Genomic DNA, 22,264 nt, shown 5'->3' on the forward strand with positions numbered 1-22,264 from the left:
AGGTCAGTCGTTGGCGTGCAGGGCGGCGTTCAGGGTGATGCCCTGGCCGGTGCGCGGACGGGCCTCCAATGCGCCGGTGACCGAGTTGCGCAGGAACAGCAGCCCGTCGACGCCGGAGAGCTCGCGGGCCTTGACCACCCGGCCGTCCGGCAGGGTGATCTTCGCGGCGGCGGTGACGTAGCAGCCGGCCTCGACCACGCAGTCGTCACCGAGCGAGATGCCGACCCCGGCGTTCGCCCCGATCAGGCTCCGCTCGCCGATGCTGATCCGGTCGGTGCCGCCACCGGAGAGGGTGCCCATGATCGACGCCCCGCCACCGATGTCGGAGCCGTCGCCGACCACCACGCCTTGGACGATGCGCCCCTCCACCATCGAGGTGCCGAGCGTCCCGGCGTTGAAGTTGACGAAGCCCTCGTGCATGACCGTGGTGCCGGCGGCGAGGTGCGCGCCGAGCCGGACCCGGTCGGCGTCGGCGATCCGCACCCCGGAGGGGACCACGTAGTCGGTCATCCGGGGGAACTTGTCCACCCCGTACACGGCCAGGTGGCGGCCGGCGGCCCGCTCGATGACGCGCAGTTCGTCCACCCGGTCCGGCGGGCACGGCCCGGCCGACGTCCAGGCCACGTTCGCCAGCTTGCCGAAGATGCCGTCCAGGTTGAGGCCGTTCGGCCGGACCAGGCGGTGGGAGAGCAGGTGCAGCCGCAGGTACGCGTCGGCGGCGTCCTTGATCGGGTCGTCCAGCGAACCGAGCACGGTGACCACCTCGACGGTGCGCAGCCCCGGCAGGGACCGCTCGCCGATCGCCCCCGGCGGCAGGTCCAGCACGTCCGCCTTCTCCTCGCCGGGAACCAGGGGCAGCTCGCCGAGGCCGAGCTTGCCGGTCGGGTACCAGGTGTCGAGAACCTGGTCGTCGGCGGTGACGGTGGCCACGCCGATGCCCCAGGCAGACTGTGCGGACGTCACGGTTTCACCCTTCGTTCACGGCCGGCGGGCGCGAACGCTCACTGCCGGCTCCTTCCGCCCTGACGGTACCGTGCGAACCATGGAGAACCCGCTGACCCCCGAGGTCCTCGCCGATCCGGTGGCGTTGACCCGTGCCCTGGTCGACATCGAGTCCGTGTCCCTGAACGAGAAGGCGATCGCCGACTGTGTCGAGCAGGTGCTGCGGGCGGTCCCGCACCTGACCACCCACCGGTACGGCAACACGGTGATGGCCCGGACGGAGCTGGGTCGCGCGCAGCGGGTGGTGCTCGCCGGCCACCTGGACACCGTCCCGCTGAACGGGAACTTCCCGTCCAGCATGCGCGGCGACCTGATGTACGGCTGCGGCACCTCCGACATGAAGTCCGGGGTGGCGTACGCGCTGCACCTGGCGGTGACCCTGCCCGACCCCCGGTACGACGTCACGTACTTCTTCTACGAGGGGGAGGAGATCGAGCAGAAGTACAACGGCCTGAACCTGGTCGCCGAGGCGCACCCGGAGTGGCTCCAGGCGGACTTCGCCGTGCTGCTCGAACCGACCTACGGCATCGTGGAGGCGGGCTGCCAGGGCACCATGCGGGCGATCGTCACCACGCACGGCGAGCGGGCCCACTCGGCCCGGTCCTGGCACGGGGTGAACGCGATCCACGGGGCCGGTGAGGTGCTGCGTCGGCTGGCCACGTACGAGGCCCGGCGGGTCACCATCGACGGCTGCGCCTACCGGGAGGGGATGAACGCGGTCCGGATCTCCGGCGGGGTGGCCGGGAACGTGGTGCCGGACCGGTGCGACATCGAGGTCAACTACCGGTTCGCGCCGGACCGGGACCCGGCGGCGGCCGAGGCGCACCTGCGCGAGGTCCTCGACGGTTTCGAGCTGGTCGTCACCGACATGGCGGCCGGGGCGGCCCCGGGGCTGGACGCACCGGCGGCGCAGGAGTTCCTGGCGGCGGTCGGCGCGGCGCCGATCGGCAAGTTGGGCTGGACGGACGTGGCCCGGTTCGCGGCGCTGGGCATTCCGGCGCTGAACTTCGGCCCCGGCGACCCGAACCTGGCGCACCACAAGGACGAGCACGTCGAGATCTCCAAGATCCGCGACGGCGCGGCGACCCTGCACCGCTGGCTGGCCCCGGCCTGACCCGCCGCCGGTTCGGCCCCGCGACCCACAGCCCGGCGGGGTGACCAGGGACGGCCTGGTCACCCCGGGGCGGTCGTCGGCTGTCGCGCGCGGTCACCCCCCGGTGCGCGCGGACGGTCGTCGTCCGGTCGGTCAGCTGTTGCTCAGGGCGGTGTCGATGTCCGCCCGGGTCTCGGTCTCGCCGGTCGGCTCGACGGTCTGCATCTGACGGGCTCGGCGACGCTCGGCCACCACGTCCCGGATCCGTCGCTGCATCTGCCGCCGGATCCGGATCCTCTCGTTGTTGCTGATCACGCTGCTCCTCCCCCGAAGGCGCGCCGGGGGCATCCCCCGTGTGTGAATACTAGGACGCACGTGCGACCGAATAAGTTGCCTTCAGCTGTCAGAAGATCGTCGGATCGGTCGCCGGCCGTCGCCGCGGGCGACCGCGAGTCGCCGGGCGACCCTCCCGACCTGCGGGGCGGCCCTCCACTACGGTGGCTTGCATGAGCCAGAGCAACGGACGGGACACCGATCACGGGCCGGCCGAGGTACGCCACCGGGGCGCGGTGACGCTGCGCCGTCGGGCGCTGCCGACCAGCACCGCCGACGAGCGGCTGCTCGACTCGCGGGGACGGGCGGACTGGAAGACCAGGGACGCCTGGCGGGCGCTGCGGATCCTCTCCGAGTTCGTCGAGGGGTTCGACACGATGGCCGACCTGCCATCGGCGGTGAGCGTCTTCGGCTCGGCCCGCAGCAAGCCGGACAGCGCCGAGTGCCAACTGGCCGAGCAGCTCGGCGCGGCGCTGGCCCGCGCCGGGTACGCCGTCATCACCGGCGGCGGACCGGGGGTCATGGAGGCGGCGAACCGGGGGGCCAGCGAGGCGGGTGGCCTCTCGGTCGGCCTCGGCATCGAGCTTCCCTTCGAGCAGGGCCTCAACGACTGGGTCGACCTGGCCATCAACTTCCGGTACTTCTTCGCCCGCAAGACCATGTTCGTCAAGTACGCGCAGGCGTTCGTCGTCCTGCCCGGTGGCTTCGGCACCATGGACGAGCTCTTCGAGGCCCTGACCCTGGTGCAGACCGGCAAGGTGACCCGGTTCCCGGTGGTGCTGATGGGCACGGACTACTGGCGGGGGCTGCTCGACTGGCTGCGCGACACGATGGCCGCGGACGGCAAGATCGGCCCGGTGGACCTGGAACTGATCTGCCTCACCGACGACGTGGACGCGGCCGTCCGGCACATCGTCGAGGCCGAGGCGCAGCTCTCCGCCGAGCAGGAGGCGATCCGCGAGGAGGCGGTCGCCCGCACCGCCGCCGACCAGCGGGCCGCGGCCGACGAGAGCCGGGAGGACTGAGCCGGTGACCGCCATCGGGGTGTTCTGCGCCTCCTCCCGCACCATCGACCAGCGCTGGCTGGACCTCGCCTTCGACACCGGGGCGGAGCTGGCCCGCCGGGGGCACACGCTGGTCAGTGGGGGCGGCTGCGTCGGCATGATGGGCGCGCTGGCCGACGGCGCGCGTTCCGGAGGCGGGCGGACGGTCGGGGTGATCCCGCAGGCGCTGGTCGACCTGGAGGTCGCCGACCTGGCGTCCGACGAACTGCTGGTCACCGACTCGATGGCCAGCCGCAAGACGGTGATGATCGAGCGCTCGGACGCCTTCCTCACCCTGCCCGGTGGGCTGGGCACGCTGGACGAGCTGTTCGAGGTGTGGACCACGGCCACACTGGCGATGCACGACAAGCCGATGGTGCTGCTGGACACCGACGGCTTCTACCGTCCCCTGCTGGACTGGCTCACCAGCCTCACCGACCAGCACTTCGTCAAGCCCGCCGGCCAGGACCTCCTCCTGGTCGCGCACACCCTCGACGAAGCCCTGGACACGATCGACTCCCGCCTCCCGGTGACCCGCCGGCCCGCCTGAGGACGCCGACGGTGGGGACGGGGTGTCGGGGGCGCGTGGTGTGATGGTCGGATGCAGACGTACCGGTTGGTGCGCCGGTCCGAGGGGCTGACCTGGGGTGACGGTGCGACCACGCAGCCGGCCCGGTGGCGGGGGGACGCCCGGCAGGCGGAGGTGGTCGCCCACACCGACGGGCCGATGCTGGTGCTCGGCGGGCCCGGCACCGGCAAGACGGGCACCCTGGTCGAGGCGGTCGCCGCGCGGGTCGCCGAGGGCGTCGACCCGGAGCGGGTGCTGGTGCTCACCTTCGGGCGGCGGGCCGCCACCACGCTGCGCCACCGCATCGAAGCCCAGGTCGCCGTCGGCAACCGCGTGGTCCGCGAGCCGTTGGTGCGGACCTTCCCGGCGTACGCCTTCGGCCTGCTGCGCCGGGCCGCCGCCGTGCGTGGCGAGCCGTCGCCCCGGCTGCTCACCGGCCCCGAGCAGGATCTGATCATCCGGGAGCTGCTGGACGTGGTGGGGGAGAGCCCCGAGGACGACCCGGTCGGCTGGCCGGAGGACCTACGTCCCGCGCTGCGTACCCGGGCGTTCGCCGGCCAGTTGCGCGACCTGCTGATGCGCGCCGCCGAACGCGGGGTGGGACCGGTCGAGCTGGCCCGGCTGGGCGAGCGGCTGGGCCGCACCGACTGGCCGGCCGCCGCGCGTTTCCTCCGGGAGTACGTCTCCGTGCTCGCGCTCCGCGACGTCAGCAACCGGGGCTCGGTCGCGTACGACCCGGCCGAACTGGTCCGGGCCGCCACCGGACTGCTGCTCGACGACCCGGAGCTGCTGGCGGCGGAGCGCCGCCGGCTGGCCCACGTCTACGTCGACGAACTGGCCGACACCGACCCGGCCCAGCTGGAGCTGCTCGCCGTGGTGGCCGGGGGCGGCAAGTCCCTGGTCGCCTTCGGTGACCCGGACTCCTCCACGTACGCCTTCCGGGGCGCCGACCCGTCCGGGGTGGCGGCCTTCCCGCACCGGTTCCGGACCGCCTCCGGGGCGCCGGCGGCGCAGGTGGTGCTCACCACCTCGTACCGCGCGGGGCCGGAGCTGCTCGCCGCGGCGGGCCGGCTGGCCCGGCGGCTGCGCGGCCCGGTCACCCACCGGCGGCTGGCCCCGCTGCCGGACGCGCCGCCGGGCGTGGTCGAGGTCCGCACCTTCCGTTCGGCGACCAGCGAGTCGGCCTACCTCGCCCACGCGCTGCGCGCGGCGCACCTGCTCGACGGGGTGCCCTGGTCCCGGATGGCGGTGCTGGTCCGGTCGACCACCCTCCAGTTGCCCACCCTGCGCCGGGCGCTGCACACCGCCGGGGTGCCGACCGTGGTGCACGGCGAGGACCTGCCCCTGCACCTGCAACCGGCGGTCGCCCCGCTGCTGCTCCTGCTCCGCTGTGCCCTCGAACCCGAGCGGCTGGACGAGGAAGCGGCCGTCGCGTTGCTGCACTCCCCGCTCGGCGGAGCCGATCCGCTGGCCGAGCGGCGGCTGCGCCAGGGACTGCGGGCGCTCGCGCTGGCCACCGGCGACCGCCGACCCTCCGGCGAGCTGGTCGTCGAGGCGCTGCGCGACCCGGAGGGGCTGGCCGGAGTGGATCGGCGCTGGGCCGAGCCGGCCCAGACGGTGGCCCGGCTGCTCGCCACCGCCCGGGAGACGGCCGCCCGCCCCGGTGCCACCGTCGAGGACGTGCTCTGGGCGGTGTGGGCCGCCAGCGGCCTGGCCGAACGCTGGTCGGCGGCGATCGGGGGGCGGAGCGCCACCGGGGAGGGGGAGACCGCCCGGCGCTGGCGGGCCGACGCGGCCGACCGGGACCTGGACGCCGTCCTGGTGCTCTTCGACGCGGCGGCCCGGTTCGTCGACCGGCTGCCCGGCGCGCGCACCGAGGTCTTCCTCGACCACGTGCTCGGGCAGGACCTCCCCGCCGACACCATCGCCCCGACCGCCGACCGGGGGGACGCCGTCCGGTTGCTCACCGCCCACGCGGCCAAGGGGCTGGAGTGGGACGTGGTGGCGGTCGCCGGGGTGCAGGAGGGGATCTGGCCGGACCTGCGCCTGCGCGGCAGCCTGCTCGGCTCCGAGCGACTGGTGGACGTGCTCGCCGGGCGGGGGGACGGCGCGGGCACCGCCGCCGTCCTGGCCGGCCAGACCTCCGCGCTGCTCGACGAGGAGCGGCGGCTCTTCTACGTGGCGGTGACCCGGGCCCGGCGTCGGCTGCTGGTCAGCGCGGTCTCCTCCGCCTCGGTGGGGGGCGACGACCACGAGGAGCAGCCGAGCCGTTTCCTGTACGAACTCGCCGCCGCCGAGCCGCCGAGGGGGGACGGCGGCACGGGACGCGGCCCGGTGCCGTCGCCGGTGGACGGTGGCGGGCCGGCCGGCGGAGCCCCGGACGATGCGGACCCGGCCGGCGGTGACGCGGTCGGCGACGGCCGGGGCGTCGCGGACGGCGTGGATCCGGCGGCCGGGGAGCGGGGCGACGGCGGCGCTGCGGAGGCCGGCCGGGGGCGGGCGGGCGAACTGCCGGTCGGGCGGCCACCCCGGGCGCTGACCCTGCCCGCGCTGGTCGCGGAGCTGCGTACCGCGGTGGCCGACCCGGCGGCACCGGTGACCCGGCGGCGGGCCGCGGCGGCCGAACTGGCCCGGCTCGCCGCCGCCGGGGTGCCCGGCGCGCACCCGGACGACTGGTGGGGGCTGCGCGGACTCTCCGACGACCGGCCGCTGGTCGACGACGGCGAGCCGGTGCGGGTCACCCCGTCGGGCATGGAGAGCGCGTTGCGGTGCAGCCTGCGCTGGCTGCTGGAACGGCACGGCGGCAGCGCGCCGCCGAGCACCGCGCAGAGCGTGGGCAACCTGGTGCACGCCGCCGCGATGCTCGCCGAGAACGCCAGCGTCGACCGGTCCACGCTGCTGGAGTACGTCACCGCGCGGTTCGACGCGATCGAGCTGGCCGCCCGCTGGATGGCCGGTCCCGAGCAGGCCCGCGCCGAGGCCATGGTGGACAAGCTGCTCCGCTGGCTGGCCGTGAACCCGCGCCGGCTGCTCGCCATCGAGCACGAGTTCGCCGTCCGGCTGGACGACCCGAACCGTCCGGTCGACCTGGTGGGCCGGGTGGACCGGCTGGAGATCGACGCGGACGGCCGGCTGGTGGTGGTCGACCTGAAGACCGGCCGGTCCACCACGGTCGGCGCGGAGCTGGCCGGACACCCGCAGCTCGGGGCGTACCAGGCGGCGGTCGAGGCGGGGGCGTTCGCCGAGTACGGCGAGTCCTCCGGCGGCGCGGCCCTGGTGCAGCTCGGCACCGGGTCGAAGGAGGCGAGGGAACAGGGACAGGCCCCGGCCGACCAGGGACCGGAGGCCGGCTGGGCGACCGCGCTGGTCCGGCGGACCGCCGATACGATGGCCGCCGCCACCTTCGCCGCCGTCGCCAACTCGAAGTGCCGGGTCTGCCCGGTCCGCACGAGCTGCCCGGTCTCCGGCAAGGGGCGCCAGGTCGTCGAACCGCCGACCACCCGTCCCCCGGAGAAGTCGTAACCCAGCCCGTCCCCCGGAGTTGTAGCGTGAGCGCGAGGAGTGAGCTTGCGAGCCCCGCAGTCGCGAACTGAGGCAGCCCCGTGACTCAGCCCGCGCTCTTCGGCACCAGCCCCGCGCCGTCGCCGCGTGCGGCCGACGCCGGTCCCCGGTACACCCCGGTGGAGCTGGCCCGGCTGCTGCGCCTGCCGGCGCCCACCCGCGAACAGGCGGCGATCATCGCCGCGCCGGTGGAGCCGCTGCTGGTGGTGGCCGGCGCGGGCTCCGGCAAGACCGAGACCATGGCGTCCCGGGTGGTCTGGCTGGTCGCCAACTCGCACGTCCGGCCGGAGCAGATCCTCGGGCTCACCTTCACCCGTAAGGCCGCCGGCGAGCTGGCCCACCGGGTACGTACCCGGCTCGACCAGCTGATCCGCCGGCTCGGACGGCCGGGACGCGACCCCCTCGACGACCCGCTGGCCGGGGAGCCGACGGTGGCGACCTACCACTCGTACGCGGCCCGGATCGTCGTCGAGCACGGGCTGCGCTCCGGCTATGAACCGTCCACCCGGCTGCTCACCGAGGCGTCCCGCTGGCAGATGGTGGACCTGCTGGTGCGCAACCACGACGGGGACCTCTCCGAACTCCAACGGACGCCGAGCACGGTCACCGACGCGGTGCTGGCGCTCGCCGCCGAGCTGGACGAGCACCTGGTCGAGCCGGACGACCTGGCCGCCTGGACCGGGCGGTTCTTCGCCGACGTCCAGTCCCGCCCCGGCAAGGTCTACGCCGACGTCCGTAAGGCGCTCGGCGTCCAGCAGCACCGGCTGCGGCTGCTGCCGCTGGTGCGGGCGTACGCCGGACGCAAGGCGGACTTCGAGGCGATGGACTTCGCCGACCAGCTGGCCCGGGCCGCCCGGGTGGCCCGCGACCACCCGGAGGTCGGCCGGGTCGAACGGAACCGGTTCCGGGTGGTGCTCCTCGACGAGTACCAGGACACCAGCCACGCGCAGGTGGTGCTGCTGCACTCGCTTTTCGGCGGCGGACACCCGGTCACCGCGGTCGGCGACCCGTGCCAGTCCATCTACGGCTGGCGCGGGGCGAGCGCCGGCACCCTGGAGCGGTTCCCGGCCGGGTTCATCCGCGCCGACGGGGAACCGGCGCGCGTGCTCGGGCTGACCACCAGCTGGCGGAACCGTCCCGAGATCCTCGGGGTGGCCAACGCGTTCGCCACCCCGCTGCGGGCCGCCGGGGCGCGGGTGCCCGAGCTGCGCGCCGCGTTGACCGTCGCCGACCCGATCCCGCACCGCACCCCCCGGGGCGCGGCCGGCGGCACCGTCCACTGCGCGCTGCTGCCCACGTACGCCGAGGAGGCCGGGTGGATCGCGGACAGCGTCCTCGCCGCCTGGCGCGGGGCGGCCCGGATGCCGGGTGCGCTGCCCGAGCACATCCCGGTGCCGCAGCGTCCCACCACCGCGGTGCTGGTCCGGGTGCGCAGCCAGATCCCGGCCATCGAGTCGGCGCTGCGTGACCGGGGACTGCCGGTCGAGGTGGTCGGCCTGGGCGGGCTGCTGGACACCCCGGAGGTCCGGGACGTGGTCTGCACGCTGCGGGTGCTCGCCGATCCGACCGACGGGGCGGCGCTGCTCCGGCTGCTCACCGGTGCCCGCTGGCGGATCGGCCCCCGGGACCTGGTGGCCCTGCACCGGCGGGCCCGGCAGATCGCCGCCGCCCGGCGGGAACTGGCCGGCGGGGCGTCCGTCCCGGACGGGGTGGACGTGCTCGACGAGGCGACCCTGGTCGAGGCGCTGGCCGACCTCGGCCCGGCGCAGGCGTACTCGGCGGAGGGGTACGCGCGGCTGAAGGCGTACGCCCAGGAGCTTGCCCTGCTCCGTTACCGGTTGGACCAGTCCCTGCCGGAGCTGGTCGCGGACGTGGAGCGGACCACCGGCCTGGACGTGGAGGTCGCCGTGCGGGCCGGTCGGGACGGCGCCGGCGACGCCGGCCTGGCTCGGGGCCACCTGGACGCGCTCGGTGACGTGGCCGCCCGGTTCAGCGGGGAGACGCCGGGGGCGACCCTCGCCGGGTTCCTGGCCTACCTCGCCGCCGCCGAGGACGAGGAGCGTGGGCTCACCCCGGGTGAGGTCGAGGTGGTGGAGGGGGCGGTGCAGGTGCTCACCGCGCACGCCGCCAAGGGGCTGGAGTGGGACGTGGTGGCGGTGGCCGGGCTGACCCGGGGCGCGTGGCCGGGGCAGGTGCGCAACTCCGACCACTACCTGGGCGGGCTGGGCGTGCTGCCGTTCCCGCTGCGCGGGGACGCCGACGGCCTGCCCGACCTGGCCCTGGACGAGGCGGCCGACCAGCGCGCGGTGGCCCGGGCGCTGGCCGACTTCACCGACGCCTGGCGGGCGCACGACGAACGGGAGGAGCGGCGGCTGGCGTACGTGGCGGTGACGCGGCCGCGTCGGCTGCTGCTCTGCTCCGGCTACTGGTGGGGGGAGGGGACGAAGCGTCCCCGGGGCCCCTCGGTCTTCCTGCGTGAGGTGCACGATGCCTGCCTGGACGCCGGGGACGGGCACGTGGTCGACGTGTGGGCGCCCGAGCCGGCCGGGGACGCGGTGAACCCCACCACCGAGGTGGTGCTGCGCGCCGAGTGGCCGGCCGACCCGCTGGGGGCCCGCCGTCCGGTGCTCGCCGAGGCGGCGGCCCTGGTCCGGGGCTTCCTGGCCGGCGACGATCCGGCGGGCGGGGCACCTCGCGGGGCGGGAGAGCCGCCGGCGGACGGCACACCTCGCCGGGCGGAGGCGGAGCCGGCGGACCGGTCCGCCCCGGCCGAGGACCCGGAGGCGGCCCGCTGGCGCCGGGAGGCCGACCTGCTGCTGGCCGAGCGGGCCGAGGCGCTGCGCGCGGCCGGGGCGGTCGAGGTGACCCTGCCGGAGCACCTGTCGGTCTCCCAGCTCGTCGCGTTGCGCCGCGACCCGGAGGCGCTGGCCCGTACGCTGCGCCGTCCGCTGCCCACCCCACCCAGCCCGTACGCCCGCCGGGGCACCGCCTTCCACACCTGGCTGGAGCAGCGGCTCGGGATCGACCGGCTGCTCGACGTCGACGAGCTGCCCGGCGCGGCGGACGCCGACGCCGCCCCGGACGCCGAGCTGCTCGCCCTCCAGGAGCGTTTCCTGGCCAGCGAGTGGGCCGACCGGGTGCCGCTGGAGGTGGAGGTGCCCTTCGCCACGGTCATCGGCGGGGTGGTGGTCCGGGGCCGGATGGACGCGGTCTTCACCCGCCCCGGCGGCCGGTACGACGTGGTCGACTGGAAGACCGGACGGCAACCGGCCGGGGTGGAGGCCGACGCGGCGGCGGTGCAGCTGGCGGTCTACCGGCTGGCCTGGGCGGAGCTGGCCGGGGTGCCGGTGGAGCAGGTGGGCGCGGCGTTCCACTACGTCCGCGACGGGGTGACCGTCCGCCCGACGGATCTGCTGGATGTGGCGGGGCTTACCGCGCTGGTGGCAGGATTACCGGAGGAACCTGGTGCCGTCGAGCCGGATCCGTGATAGCTTGGGTTCGTTGCAGTTTTGGTTACCAGAGACTCTGTGTGCGCCTGGTGAATTGTGGCCCCAGGCGCTCTTTGTTGTGTCCGGAGTTCTCCGGGCGGGGCGACCAGCAGCGACAGGCGAGCCGTGCAAGCGGTGCGCCACTCATCGAGTCCGCAACAGGTGCGGGCACGACGTTCCGTCAAGGAGACGAAACACATGGCAATTGGTACCGTCAAGTGGTTCAACGCTGACAAGGGCTTCGGCTTCATCACCCCGGATGGCGGGGGCCCCGACGTCTTCGCCCACTTCTCGGCGATCCAGTCCTCCGGCTACCGGAGCCTGGACGAGAACCAGCGGGTCGAGTTCGAGGTGACCCAGGGCCAGAAGGGCCCGCAGGCCGAGAACATCCGTCCGCTCTGATCCGCCAGGATCCCAGCGACACCCACCGCGCCCTCCGGGTGTGGTGACGCGGCCGGTCCGCAGCGAATCCGCGCGGACCGGCCGCGTACCCCTTCGGTTCGTGCTTGTGACCACCGCCGCGCCAGCGCACTGGCCGCAGGCGGTGACAGCGCCGCCCGCCGGCGCCCTCCCTCGACACGTGCCGCGTCGAGGAAGGCTTCCCCATGACCACCGTCATTCCGTCGTTCGCCGACATCGGCCTCCGGTCCGAACTGCTCGCCGAACTCTCCGCGCAGGGCATCGACCGGCCGTTCCCGATCCAGGCGGCCACCCTGCCCGACTCGCTCGCCGGCCGGGACGTGCTCGGCCGGGGGCGTACCGGCTCCGGCAAGACCCTCGCCTTCGGACTGCCGACCCTGCACCGCACCGCCGGCCACCGGGCCCGGCCCGGGCGGCCGAAGGCCCTCGTCCTGGTGCCCACCCGGGAGTTGGCCCAGCAGGTGACCACCGCGCTCACGCCGTACGCGAAGGCCCTCGGGCTGCGCTGCGTGACCGTGGTCGGCGGGCTCTCCCTGCAACGTCAGGCGGACGCCCTGCGGGCCGGGGCCGAGGTGGTCGTGGCCACCCCGGGCCGGCTGCACGACCTGATCGACCGCGGCGACGTCCGGCTCAACGAGGTACAGGTCACCGTCCTCGACGAGGCCGACCGGATGGCCGACATGGGCTTCCTGCCGCAGGTCACCAAGCTGCTGGAGCAGGTCGCTCCGGACGGCCAGCGGATGCTGTTCTCGGCCACCCTCGACGGGGGCGTGGACCGGCTGGTCCGCCGTTTCCTGACCAACCCGGTCTCCCACTCGGTCGATCCCGGCACCGCCACGGTGACCGCGATGACCCACCACGTGCTGCACGTCGACGCGGACGACAAACCCGGCACGCTGGCGCAGATCGCGGCCCGTGAGGGCCGCACCATCATGTTCATGGGTACGAAGCACCGCGCCGACCGGCTCGCCCGGCAACTGCTCGCCCGGGGGGTACGCGCGGCCGCGCTGCACGGGGGCAAGTCGCAGCCGCAGCGCACCCGGATCCTGGAGCAGTTCAAGACCGGGGCGGTCACCGCGCTGATCGCCACCGACGTGGCCGCCCGGGGCATCCACGTGGACGGGCTCGACCTGGTGGTGAACGTGGACCCGCCGACCGAGGCGAAGGACTACCTGCACCGGGGTGGGCGTACCGCGCGGGCCGGGGAGTCCGGCACCGTGGTCACCCTGGTCCTGCCGGAGCAGCGCCGCGATGTCGTCAAGTTGATGAGCGTGGCCGGCATCAAGCCGCATGTGGTCGCGGTGCGCCCCGGCGACGAGGTGCTGGTCCGGGTGACCGGTGCCCGCGAGCCCTCCGGTGTCCCGGTCACCATCCCGGTGCCGGCCGCCGCCACCCGGGTCGCCACCCCGGCCAGGACCGGCGGCGGCTCGGGCGCGACGGACGCCAAGGCCCCGGCCGGCGGGCGGAGCCCGCACCGCTCCTCGGGGCGTTCCCGCCGTTCCCGCCGTCCCCGCGCCTCCTGACCACCTCGGTGCCTCCGAGACCGGTCGGGAGGTCCGGGTCGTCGGGTCCCTGAATCGTGTGCCCCGGTGGGGATCCGGGCCGGATGGTCTCGGCTCGGTCACTGTCGTCCGTGCCACCGCTGGCGATGTCGGATGCGGACGGTAGTTTCGTCCCTGTCGGCCGTCGAACTCCGTCGCTGAGTCGGGGATCAGCAAGGGGAGCGTCGGGTGGCCGACAGCACCGATCGGCCGGGGGGCTGATGGTGAGGCCGGGGGAGCGGGTCGGTGGGGACCGACCCGCGTCGGATTCGGGCTGATGGGGATCGGCCCGTATCAGGAGGAGTGACGATGGGGGCCCACGCCGGGGCGGTGCGTGAACTGCTGGTGGTGCTCGTGGTGGCCGGAGTCGGCCTGCTGCTCGCGCTGCTGGCGGCGTTCGGGCCGTGGCATCCCGGGGTCGACGACCGGCACCCGGCCGTGGTGGTCGAGTTGCACAGTCCGGTCGGGGTGGGCACGGGGGGTGTCGCCGACAACGCCGGTTGACCGACGGGTCACGCCGGGCGACCGGTTCGGTTGCCCGGCGTCACCCGTCAGGGGCCACCGGTGGTTCCCGCCTACGGCGTCACCGGGGCGGCGGGGCGGTGTCCGGGGGTGAGCAGGTCGGCGAGGGACGTCCGGTCGACGACCTGCTCGACCGCCCCGTGCACGGCCAGCCAGACGTCCCGGAGCCCGACGGCCACCCCCTGGTAGCCGGCGCTCTCGGCGGGTAGGCCGCGCACGCTGGTCAGGGTGCCGCCGACGGCGCGCAGCACGTCCCCGACGGTGATCCGGTCGGCGGGGCGGCTCAGGGTGTAGCCACCCTCCGTGCCGCGGTGGCTGACCAGCACGTCGGCCCGGCGCAGGTCGAGCAGGATGCCGTGCAGCACGCTGAGCGGGATCTGCTGGACCTCGGCCAGGACGGCGGCCTTGACCAGCTCGCCACCGCCACGGTCGGCGATGGCGAGCACGGCACGGAGGGCGTAGTCGGCGCGGGCGGAGACGTGCATGGCGTCAGGCACCTGTCTGGTCGAGGACGCCCCACCGGCGTCGGATCGCCTTGTCGGCCGCGCCGAACGCCGCGTCGACCACCAGCCCGACCACCAGGATCACGATCATCGTGGCGAGCAGCCAGGGCGCGTCGGAGAGTTCGCGGGAGTAGGTGAGCTGTGCGCCCAGCGAGGTGGTGGAGATGCCCACCACGATCAGCTCGCCGGCCATCAGGCTGCGCCAGGAGAAGGCCCAGCCCTGCTTGAGCCCGGCGACGATGGCGGGCAGCGCGGCCGGCGCGATCACGTACCGGTAGAGGTTCAGCCCCCGCGCGCCGAGGTTGCGGCCGGCGCGCACCAGCAGCGGTGGCACGTAGTCGACCCCGGCGATGACACCGTTGGCGATCGACGGGGCGGCACCGAGCACCACCACGAAGAAGATCGCCTTCTCGCTCAGCTCGAACAGCAGGATGGCCAGCGGGAACCAGGCGATCGAGGGCATGGTCTGCAACGCCGTGATCATCGAGCCGATGGCGGCCCGGAGCACCCGGGAGCGGGCCACCGCCAGGCCGACCAGCAGGCCCACCGCGACGGAGAAGACGTACCCGACGGCGGCCCGGCGCAGGGTGGTCGCCATGCCGTCCCAGAGCTGCGGCCCGCTGACCTGGCGGAGGAGTTCCTGCCCGACGGTGACCGGCCCGGGCAGCGAGTACTCCGGCTTCCAGCCGGTCCAGACCACCACCTGCCACGCCCCGACGGCGATGGCGAGCGCCGCGAGCTTCGGCCAGGTCGCCGACCAGGTCCGGCTGGCCCGGGAGGGGACCTTCTCCTGACCGGCGATCTCCAGCGCGTCCAGTCCGGAGATCTCCGCGTCGGTACGCGTACCGCTGGTGAGGATGTCACCGGCCATGGCGTCCCACCTCCTCACGCAGTCGGTCGGTGACCTCGGCGGCGATCGCAGCGACCTCGGGGGAGTCGATGCGCCGGGGGCGGGGCACGTCGACCCGGGTGGACCAGATGATCCGGCCCGGTCGGCTGGAGAGCAGGATGATCCGGTCGGCGAGCCGGGCCGCCTCCCGGACGTTGTGGGTCACGAAGAGCACGGTGAGCTGGCGCTCCGACCAGATCCGTTCCAGCTCGTCGTGGAGGATGTCCCGGGTCATCGCGTCGAGCGCGCCGAACGGCTCGTCCATCAGCAGCACCGGGGTCTCCAGGGCCAGGGTGCGGGCCAACGCGACCCGCTGCCGCATGCCGCCGGAGAGTTCGTGCGGGCGTTTGCGGCCGAAGTCGGCGAGGTGCACGGTGCGCAGCAGCTCGGCGACCCGTTCCCGGCGTCGCGCCCGGGACAGGCCGCGCAGTTTCAGCGGCACCTCGACGTTGCCCTCCACGGTCAGCCAGGGGAAGAGGGCCGACTCCTGGAACATCAGCCCCGGGTTGACCCCGGGGCCGAGGGCGATCTCCCCGCCGCTGACCCGGTCCAGGCCGGCGACCAGGTTGAGCAGGGTGCTCTTGCCGCAGCCGGAGGCCCCGACGAGACAGACGAACTCACCGGGGGAGACGTCGAGGCTGACCCCGTCCAGGGCGAGGACGGTGCCGTCTCCGCGTCCGTACACCTTGGTCACGCCGCGCAGCGCGACCGCACCGGTCGCGCTGCGCGGGGTCGTCGTGGTCGACGTCACGGCTGGACTACCTCGGGCTTGCCCTGGGCCTTGAGCACCTCGTTGAGGTACGTCAGGTCGTAGAGCCCGTCCAGGCTGACCGGCTGGGTCAGCCCGACCGCGACGGCGTGGTCCAGCCCGGTCTTCAGGGAGGAGGGGATCGGGTCGTTGGTGAACTCCAGGGTCGGCCAGGCCTGCTTGATCAGCTTGAGGTCCAGCGGCTTGCCGGTGATCTTGCCGATGTGGTCGGAGATGGCCTGGTGCGCCTGGTCCGGGTTGGCGTTGACGAACTCGTTCGCGGCCACCTGCGCTTCGACCAGCTTCTTCACCACGTCCGGATGTTCCTTCAGGAACTTGGTGCTGACGATCAGGTTGGTGATGACGAACTTCCGGTCCGGCCAGAGGTCCCGCTCGTCGACGAGCACCTTGCCGCCGGCGTTGACCAGCCGGGACACGAACGGCTCGGGCACCCAGGCCCCGTCGATCGCGCCGCTGGTGAAGGTCTCGACGGTCTGCGCGTTCTCCTGCGGGACGATCTTGACGTCGCCGCCACCCTCCTTGGTGGTGACGATCCCCTTCTCCTTGAGCCAGAAGCGCAGCGCGACGTCCTGGGTGTTGCCGAGCTGCGGGGTGGCGATCTTCTTGCCCCTGAGCTGCTCGACCGAGGTGATCTCGGGCTTGACGACCAGGGCGACGCCGCCGGAGGCGGCACCGGAGATCACCCGGACCGCCTCGCCCTTGCTCTTGGAGTGCGCGTTGACCGTCGGGTTCGGACCGATGTAGGTCGCGTCCAGCGCGCCGGAGAAGATCGCCTCGATGGCGGCCGGGCCGGCGTTGAAGGTCTTGGTCTCCAGCTTGACGTCGCCGCCGAGCTTCTCGGCGAAGATGCCCTTCTCCACACCGACCACGGCCGGCGCGTGGGTGATGTTGGGGAAGTAGCCGAGGCGCAGCGTCGTCGGCCCGGAAGAACCACCGGCCGCGTCGGCGTCGTCCTCGCCACCGCAGGCGGTCAGGGTCGCCAGGCCGACGAGCGCGACGGCCGCCAGCGACAACGCACGGCGGTGGGGGTGCCGTCTCATCCTCTTGTCCAATCCTCGATATTCCTACTTTGTCGGTGGGAATAGTGGCCCCGGGGCGCGCGTGGCGTCAAGCGCCGACCGGCTCGTGGAAAAGCGACGCCGGGGGTATCCCGCTTTTCCTATCTCTTTGCTAGGTTATCCGCGCGCGGGCCGTGCGGCGGCGGTAGCGCGGAGGCGGCGGCGACACGACCACGAGAGGCGCGGCGATGACCTTCCACTGGTTCCTGCCCACCTCCGGCGACGGCCACCAGGTCGGTGCCGCCACCGTCAGCGCCGGCGCCGCCCGCCACGTTCGCGCCGCCACCGTCGAGTACCTCAGCGAGGTCGGGCGGGCCGCCGAGCAGGCCGGCTTCGCCGCCGCCCTCACCCCGGTCGGCTCCGGCTGCCCCGACCCGTGGATCGTCTGCGCCGCCGTCGCCCGGCACACCGAACGGATCGGCCTGCTGGTCGCCGTCCGGGCCGGGTTCGCCCTGCCGACGCTGATCGCCCAGCAGGCCGAGGCGTTCCAGGCGGTCTCCGGCGGGCGGTTGGCGCTCAACATTGTCACCGGCGGCGACCCCGCCGAACAGCGGGCCTACGGTGACTTCCTCGACCACGACGCGCGCTACGCCCGGACCGACGAGTTCGTCGACGTGCTCCGCCGCTCCTGGGCGGGGGCGCCGTTCGACTTCACCGGCGCCCACTACCGGGTGGCCGGTGGCGGACTGGCCGCCCCGCTGGCCGATCCGCCGCCGGTCTACTTCGGTGGGGCCTCCCCGGCCGCCGAGGCGGTCGCCGCGCGGCGCGCCGACGTGTACCTGATGTGGGGCGAGCCGCCCGCGGCGATCGGGACCCGGGTGACCCGGATCCGCCGCCTCGCCGCCGAACAGGGCCGCACCCTGCGCACCGGGATCCGGTTGCACGTCATCGCCCGACCGACCGCCACCGAGGCGTGGGCCGAGGCGGACCGGCTGCTGACCGGCATGAGCCCGGAGCGGATCGCCGCCGCCCAGGCCCGGTTCGCCCGGATGGACTCGGTGGGCCAGGCCCGGATGACCGCACTCCACGGCGGCAGCGCCGACGGCCTCACCGTCGCACCGAATCTCTGGGCCGGCATCGGCCTGGTCCGCGAGGGCGCGGGCACCGCGCTCGTCGGCAGCTACGCCGAGGTCGCGGCCCGGATCGACGAGTACGCCGCGCTCGGCGTCGACGAGTTCGTCCTCTCCGGCTGGCCGCACCGGGAGGAGGCCCGCCGGGTCGGCGAGGAGGTGCTGCCACGGGTGTCGCAGCCACGTGCGTTCCCCGCCGCCGGCGGCGGGTCCGGGCGGGCCGGGGGGTCGACACGCTAGGGTCGACGCGTGGCGCGGAGATCCAGAATCCCAGCGACGAAGTATCCGGTGGAACGGTTCACCCTCGACAACGGACTGCGGGTGGTGCTCAGCCCCGATCGCAGTGCCCCGGTGGTCGGGGTCGCCGTCGTCTACGACGTCGGCATCCGGTCCGAGCCGGAGGGGCGCACCGGCTTCGCCCACCTCTTCGAGCACCTGATGTTCCAGGGCTCGGAGAACCTGGAGAAGCTGGCCCACTTCCGGCACGTGCAGGGGGCCGGAGGGACCTTCAACGGTTCCACCCACCTGGACTACACCGACTACTACGAGTACCTCCCGGCCAACGCGCTGGAACGCGCGCTCTTCCTGGAGGCCGACCGGATGCGCGGTCCCCGGCTGACCGAGGAGAACCTGCGCAACCAGGTCGACGTGGTCAAGGAGGAGATCCGGGTCAACGTGCTCAACCGCCCGTACGGCGGTTTCCCCTGGCTGACCCTGTCACCGGTGGTCTTCGACACGTTCCCCAACGCCCACGACGGGTACGGCTCCTTCGACGACCTGGAGTCGGCGACCGTCGACGAGGCGGTCGACTTCTTCCAGCGCTTCTACGCCAGCGGCAACGCCGTCCTGGCGGTCAGCGGGGACCTCGACGTGGCCGAGGCCACCACGCTGGTCGAGCGCCACTTCGGCGACGTGCCGGCCCGGCCCGCGCCGGACCGGCCCGACTTCCGTGAACCGGACCTGACCGCCGAGCGGCGCACCTCGTACACCGACAAGCTGGCCCCGATGCCGGCGGTGGCGAGCGCCTGGCGGGTGCCCGACCCGCTCACCGACGTCACCGGCTACCTGGCGTACGTGGTGCTCGCCGAGGTGCTCACCGACGGCGACGCGTCCCGGCTGGTCGAGCGGCTGGTGCAGCGGGACCGGACGGTCACCAGCATCGGCGGTTACCTCGGCTTCATGGGCGACCCGTTCGACGTCCGCGACCCGACCGTGCTGCTGCTCCAGCACCACCTGCCGCCCGGCGGCGACGTGGACCGGGTGCTGCGCACCGTCGACGAGGAACTGGACCGGCTCGCCACCGACGGGCTCACCGAGGGCGAACTGGCCCGGACCCAGGCCCGGATGGCCACCCACCTGCTGCGCGACACCGACGCGGTGCTCGGCCGAGCACTGCGGATGGCGGTGCTGGAGCAGCAGCGCGGTGAGCCGGGCCTGCTCAACGAGCTGCCCCGGCTGGTCGGCGAGGTCACCGAGGAGCAGGTCCGCGCCGCCGCCGCCACCCTGCGGCCCGAGCGCCGCGCGTCGATCGAGGTCATTCCCGGAGGTGCCCGGTGACGACGGAGACCACGGCCCGGCCGCTGCCGCCGCTCGGCCCGGTACGCCGGCTGAAGCTGCCCCGCCAGGCCGAGCGGACGCTCGACAACGGGCTCACCGTGATCGTGGTACGCCGGCCGGCGGTGCCCCTGGTCGAGCTGCGGCTCGGGGTGCCGTTCGGCCGGGCCCACCTGGCCCGGGGCACGCTGCTCGCGCAGACCCTGCTCGCCGGCACCGAGCGGATGTCCAGCAACCGGATCGCCGCCGAGTTGCAGGCGGTCGGCGGTGGGCTGTCCGCCGGGGTCGACCCGGACCGGCTGATGGTCTCCGGGTTCGGCCTGGTGACCGGCCTGGACCGGATGCTGGAGATCCTCGCCGACGTGTTGACCGGAGCGACGTATCCGGCCGACGAGGTGGCCACCGACCGGGCGCACCTGGTCGACCGGATCGAGATGGCGCAGAGCCAGCCGGCGCACCTGGCCCGGGTCGCGCTGCTGAAGCGGATCTACGGCCGCCACCCGTACGCGGTGCAGACCCCCGCGCCGGAGCAGGTCCGGGCGGTGCGGCCGGCGGCGCTGCGCACGCTGCACGCCGAGCGGGTCCACCCGGCCGGCGCGGTGCTGGTGCTGGTCGGTGACGTCCAGCCGGAACGGACGCTGGACGTCGTGGAGCGGGCGCTGGGCGGGTGGCGGGGGGACGGCCGCCCGGTGGAGTTGCCGCCCACGCCGCCGTTGGAGCCGGGACCGATCCGGCTGGTCGACCGGCCCGGTTCGGTGCAGTCGTCGCTGCGGATCGCGCTGCCGGCGGTCACCCGCACCCACCCGGACCACGCCGCCCTGCAACTGGCGAACCTGGTCTTCGGTGGCTACTTCTCCTCCCGCTGGGTGGAGAACATCCGGGAGGACAAGGGCTACACCTACGGGCCGCACTCGGTGGTGGAGCACTCGGCCGCCGGCTCGGTGCTGGTCGCCGGAGCCGAGGTGGCGACCGAGGTGACCGGCGCGGCGCTGCTGGAGACGACCTACGAGCTGGGCCGGCTGGCCTCGCTGCCACCCGGCGAGGACGAGTTGGAGCAGGCCCGCCGGTACGCGCTGGGCAGCCTCCAGCTCGGCATGGCCACCCAGGCCGGTCTCGCCTCGCTGACCAGCGCGTACGCCGGCAGTGGGCTGCGGCTGGACTTCCTCGCCGAGCACGCCGCCCGACTGGCGAAGGCGACCGTCGACGACGTCGCCGAGGCGGCGGCCCGCTACCTCGCCCCCGCGCGGGCGGTCACCGTCGTGCTCGGGGACGCCGAGCGGATCGCCCCCGGGTTGGCGGTGCTCGGGCCGGTGGAGACGGAGCCCGCGTCGACATGAGCCGTACCGGTGCCAGCGGGCCGGGGACGGCCGGGGGCGGCCCGGCGTTGCCGCCGCTGGCCCGGGCGGTCCTGGACCGGGCGGCGCACCGGCGCACCGACCAGGCCTGGCTGACCGAGGCCTGGCGGCGGGGCCGGGTGCTGGTGGTGGACACGTCCGCCGGTGGTCGGACGTTGGTGGCCGCGGACGCCACTGCGCCGGCGCTGCGGCTGCTCGACCCCGGGCAGGCGCCGGACGCACCGCCGATGTTCCTCGGTGTCGGTGCCGACGGGGTGCCGATCTTCGCGGTGGACGCGCCCCTGCCCACGGTCCCGGACACCCGCCCGGCGTCGCTGCGGGAGGTCGGGCACCTCCTCGACGACCGGGACGCCGGCCTGTTCATCACGGCGGTCGCGCTGGCCAACTGGCACCTGCGGCACGGATTCTCGGCGGCCACCGGCGAGCCGACCGTTCCGGACGAGGGCGGCTGGTCGCGGGTGGACCCGCACGGTGACCGGGTCTGGCCCCGGACCGACCCGGCGATGATCGTGCTGGTGCACGACGGGGTGTCCGGCCCGGACGGCCGCTGCCTGCTCGGGAACAACGCGACCTGGCCGGCGACCCCGGGGGCCCGCCGCTTCTCCTGTCTCGCCGGCTACGTCGAGCCGGGTGAGTCGGCCGAGGCCGCCGTCGCCCGGGAGGTCACCGAGGAGGTGGGGCTCACCGTCTCCGGGATCCGGTACGCCGGCAGCCAGCCCTGGCCGTTCCCCGGTTCGTTGATGCTGGGGTTCCTGGCCGGCGCGGACCCGGCGCAGCCGCTGCGCCTCGACCCGGCCGAGATCGCGTACGCCCGCTGGTTCTCCCGGCGGGAGATCGCCGACGCGGTCGGCGGTGGCGTGGTGGACGCGGGGGACGGGGTGCGCCTGCTGCTGCCGCCGCCGCTGTCGATCGCGCACTTCCTGATCGACCGGTGGTTGGCGGCGGACGTGGAGCCTGGCCTCGGCCCGTGACCGTCGTTGCCGCGACGGTCACGGGCCGAGGACCGGCACCGCCGGGGTCGCGCCAGAGGCGTGGAGCACGGCGGGGGAGCGCCGGTGGCGACCGCGACGGGCGTCGGTGTGGTCTAGGGGGTGGTGCGGCCCCGGCGGGCGGAGCGGGTGCGGGGCTGGGTGACCGGCAGCACCTTGACCCGTTGCCGGCCGGCGCGGACCCGGCCCACCGCCGCGAGGGCGCGGGCCAGCCGCAGGGCGGCGTCCCGGTCGTCGGCGTGCAGGACCTGCCGGCGTGGCTCGGGCGCGGTGGTCTCGTCCCGGAGCCGGTCGCCGGTGGACCAGGCGGCGGCGAGGTCGGCGTCGTCTGCGGTACGGATGTCGGTGCGAACGATCAGGAACCGCATGGGTGTCTCCCGATGCACTGACGATGTCGAGGTGCGCCACGGGTGTGACGGGCCTGGGCCCTGCCCGGGGCGCGGCGGTGTTCGCCGGGGCCGGCGGCCGGCGGGGAGGCCGAGGCCGGTGGTCCGACCGTGAGGTGG

The 22,264-nt window shown here is 74.4% G+C and carries 19 protein-coding genes; 12 read left to right on the forward strand and 7 right to left on the reverse strand.

The window, feature by feature from the left end:
• Positions 1–3: 3 nt before the first annotated feature.
• On the reverse strand, positions 4–963 hold the full coding sequence (gene dapD / locus GA0070618_RS15105; protein ID WP_088982205.1) for a 2,3,4,5-tetrahydropyridine-2,6-dicarboxylate N-succinyltransferase: 960 nt from the start codon (positions 961–963) through the stop codon (positions 4–6).
• Between the two features lie 79 nt (positions 964–1,042).
• Between dapD and dapE the strand changes: the two genes are divergently transcribed.
• The gene (gene dapE / locus GA0070618_RS15110) at positions 1,043–2,116 is read left to right on the forward strand and encodes a succinyl-diaminopimelate desuccinylase (protein ID WP_088982206.1); all 1,074 of its coding nucleotides are present in this window, start codon (positions 1,043–1,045) and stop codon (positions 2,114–2,116) included.
• 132 nt (positions 2,117–2,248) lie between these two features.
• Here the strand turns inward: dapE and GA0070618_RS34030 are convergent, their stop codons facing one another.
• On the reverse strand, positions 2,249–2,410 hold the full coding sequence (locus GA0070618_RS34030) for a hypothetical protein (protein ID WP_170107817.1): 162 nt from the start codon (positions 2,408–2,410) through the stop codon (positions 2,249–2,251).
• Between the two features lie 191 nt (positions 2,411–2,601).
• Between GA0070618_RS34030 and GA0070618_RS15115 the strand changes: the two genes are divergently transcribed.
• From GA0070618_RS15115 to GA0070618_RS15145, 7 genes are all read left to right on the forward strand, one after another.
• Positions 2,602–3,453 (forward strand): LOG family protein, encoded by an 852-nt coding sequence (locus GA0070618_RS15115; protein ID WP_088982207.1) that lies wholly within the window; start codon positions 2,602–2,604, stop codon positions 3,451–3,453.
• Positions 3,454–3,457: 4 nt separating this feature from the next.
• Positions 3,458–4,021 carry an LOG family protein gene (locus tag GA0070618_RS15120; RefSeq protein ID WP_088982208.1) on the forward strand — a complete coding sequence of 188 codons (564 nt, stop codon included), beginning with the start codon at positions 3,458–3,460 and terminating at the stop codon, positions 4,019–4,021.
• Positions 4,022–4,072: 51 nt separating this feature from the next.
• The gene (locus tag GA0070618_RS15125; protein ID WP_088982209.1) at positions 4,073–7,561 is read left to right on the forward strand and encodes an ATP-dependent helicase; all 3,489 of its coding nucleotides are present in this window, start codon (positions 4,073–4,075) and stop codon (positions 7,559–7,561) included.
• 80 nt (positions 7,562–7,641) lie between these two features.
• The gene (locus tag GA0070618_RS15130; protein ID WP_088982210.1) at positions 7,642–11,088 is read left to right on the forward strand and encodes an ATP-dependent helicase; all 3,447 of its coding nucleotides are present in this window, start codon (positions 7,642–7,644) and stop codon (positions 11,086–11,088) included.
• Between the two features lie 198 nt (positions 11,089–11,286).
• On the forward strand, positions 11,287–11,490 hold the full coding sequence (locus tag GA0070618_RS15135; RefSeq protein ID WP_088982211.1) for a cold-shock protein: 204 nt from the start codon (positions 11,287–11,289) through the stop codon (positions 11,488–11,490).
• Positions 11,491–11,693: 203 nt separating this feature from the next.
• The gene (locus GA0070618_RS15140; protein WP_088982212.1) at positions 11,694–13,031 is read left to right on the forward strand and encodes a DEAD/DEAH box helicase; all 1,338 of its coding nucleotides are present in this window, start codon (positions 11,694–11,696) and stop codon (positions 13,029–13,031) included.
• A gap of 327 nt (positions 13,032–13,358) precedes the next feature.
• On the forward strand, positions 13,359–13,553 hold the full coding sequence (locus GA0070618_RS15145; protein ID WP_088982213.1) for a hypothetical protein: 195 nt from the start codon (positions 13,359–13,361) through the stop codon (positions 13,551–13,553).
• Positions 13,554–13,624: 71 nt separating this feature from the next.
• On the opposite strand, the gene GA0070618_RS15150 is transcribed toward GA0070618_RS15145, so the two are convergent.
• Genes GA0070618_RS15150 through GA0070618_RS15165 form a run of 4 tightly spaced genes read right to left on the reverse strand, consistent with a single transcriptional unit; the run spans position 13,625 to position 16,772 of the window.
• Positions 13,625–14,056, reverse strand: coding sequence for an RrF2 family transcriptional regulator (locus tag GA0070618_RS15150; RefSeq protein ID WP_088982214.1), 432 nt, complete (start codon positions 14,054–14,056; stop codon positions 13,625–13,627).
• 4 nt (positions 14,057–14,060) lie between these two features.
• A complete protein-coding gene (locus GA0070618_RS15155) occupies positions 14,061–14,945 on the reverse strand; it encodes an ABC transporter permease (protein ID WP_088982215.1) in 885 nt (294 codons plus the stop codon).
• Positions 14,935–15,714, reverse strand: a complete 780-nt coding sequence (locus GA0070618_RS15160; protein WP_088982216.1) for an ABC transporter ATP-binding protein — start codon at positions 15,712–15,714, stop codon at positions 14,935–14,937. Before GA0070618_RS15160 ends, GA0070618_RS15155 begins: the two co-directional genes overlap by 11 nt.
• Positions 15,711–16,772, reverse strand: a complete 1,062-nt coding sequence (locus GA0070618_RS15165) for an ABC transporter substrate-binding protein (protein ID WP_088982217.1) — start codon at positions 16,770–16,772, stop codon at positions 15,711–15,713. Before GA0070618_RS15165 ends, GA0070618_RS15160 begins: the two co-directional genes overlap by 4 nt.
• A 206-nt stretch (positions 16,773–16,978) precedes the next feature.
• On the opposite strand from GA0070618_RS15165, the gene GA0070618_RS15170 reads away from it, so the two are divergent.
• From GA0070618_RS15170 to nudC, 4 genes are read left to right on the forward strand one after another with little or no spacing between them, the layout of a single operon-like run.
• Complete coding sequence (locus GA0070618_RS15170) at positions 16,979–18,100, forward strand: LLM class flavin-dependent oxidoreductase (protein WP_088982218.1); 1,122 nt, start codon at positions 16,979–16,981, stop codon at positions 18,098–18,100.
• Positions 18,101–18,109: 9 nt separating this feature from the next.
• Positions 18,110–19,417 (forward strand): M16 family metallopeptidase, encoded by a 1,308-nt coding sequence (locus GA0070618_RS15175; protein ID WP_088982219.1) that lies wholly within the window; start codon positions 18,110–18,112, stop codon positions 19,415–19,417.
• Positions 19,414–20,751 (forward strand): M16 family metallopeptidase, encoded by a 1,338-nt coding sequence (locus GA0070618_RS15180; protein ID WP_088982220.1) that lies wholly within the window; start codon positions 19,414–19,416, stop codon positions 20,749–20,751. The genes GA0070618_RS15175 and GA0070618_RS15180 overlap by 4 nt, the downstream gene beginning before the upstream one ends.
• The gene (gene nudC / locus GA0070618_RS15185; RefSeq protein WP_088982221.1) at positions 20,748–21,740 is read left to right on the forward strand and encodes an NAD(+) diphosphatase; all 993 of its coding nucleotides are present in this window, start codon (positions 20,748–20,750) and stop codon (positions 21,738–21,740) included. The genes GA0070618_RS15180 and nudC overlap by 4 nt, the downstream gene beginning before the upstream one ends.
• 113 nt (positions 21,741–21,853) lie before the next feature.
• Here the strand turns inward: nudC and GA0070618_RS15190 are convergent, their stop codons facing one another.
• Positions 21,854–22,126, reverse strand: coding sequence for a hypothetical protein (locus GA0070618_RS15190; RefSeq protein ID WP_088982222.1), 273 nt, complete (start codon positions 22,124–22,126; stop codon positions 21,854–21,856).
• Positions 22,127–22,264: the final 138 nt, after the last annotated feature.

The organism is Micromonospora echinospora (assembly GCF_900091495.1).
In the GTDB taxonomy this organism is placed as follows: Bacteria; Actinomycetota; Actinomycetes; order Mycobacteriales; family Micromonosporaceae; genus Micromonospora; species Micromonospora echinospora.

Excerpts from the sequence above, each read along its gene's own strand:
- GA0070618_RS15145 (WP_088982213.1), top strand. The coding sequence starts at position 13,359 with ATGGGGGCCCACGCCGGGGCGGTGCGTGAACTGCTGGTGGTGCTCGTG.
- GA0070618_RS15135 (WP_088982211.1), top strand. The coding sequence starts at position 11,287 with ATGGCAATTGGTACCGTCAAGTGGTTCAACGCTGACAAGGGCTTCGGC.
- GA0070618_RS15165 (WP_088982217.1), bottom strand. The coding sequence starts at position 16,772 with ATGAGACGGCACCCCCACCGCCGTGCGTTGTCGCTGGCGGCCGTCGCG.
- GA0070618_RS15115 (WP_088982207.1), top strand. The coding sequence starts at position 2,602 with ATGAGCCAGAGCAACGGACGGGACACCGATCACGGGCCGGCCGAGGTA.
- GA0070618_RS15140 (WP_088982212.1), top strand. The coding sequence starts at position 11,694 with ATGACCACCGTCATTCCGTCGTTCGCCGACATCGGCCTCCGGTCCGAA.
- dapE (WP_088982206.1), top strand. The coding sequence starts at position 1,043 with ATGGAGAACCCGCTGACCCCCGAGGTCCTCGCCGATCCGGTGGCGTTG.
- GA0070618_RS15190 (WP_088982222.1), bottom strand. The coding sequence starts at position 22,126 with ATGCGGTTCCTGATCGTTCGCACCGACATCCGTACCGCAGACGACGCC.
- GA0070618_RS15150 (WP_088982214.1), bottom strand. The coding sequence starts at position 14,056 with ATGCACGTCTCCGCCCGCGCCGACTACGCCCTCCGTGCCGTGCTCGCC.
- GA0070618_RS15155 (WP_088982215.1), bottom strand. The coding sequence starts at position 14,945 with ATGGCCGGTGACATCCTCACCAGCGGTACGCGTACCGACGCGGAGATC.
- GA0070618_RS15125 (WP_088982209.1), top strand. The coding sequence starts at position 4,073 with ATGCAGACGTACCGGTTGGTGCGCCGGTCCGAGGGGCTGACCTGGGGT.
- nudC (WP_088982221.1), top strand. The coding sequence starts at position 20,748 with ATGAGCCGTACCGGTGCCAGCGGGCCGGGGACGGCCGGGGGCGGCCCG.
- GA0070618_RS15170 (WP_088982218.1), top strand. The coding sequence starts at position 16,979 with ATGACCTTCCACTGGTTCCTGCCCACCTCCGGCGACGGCCACCAGGTC.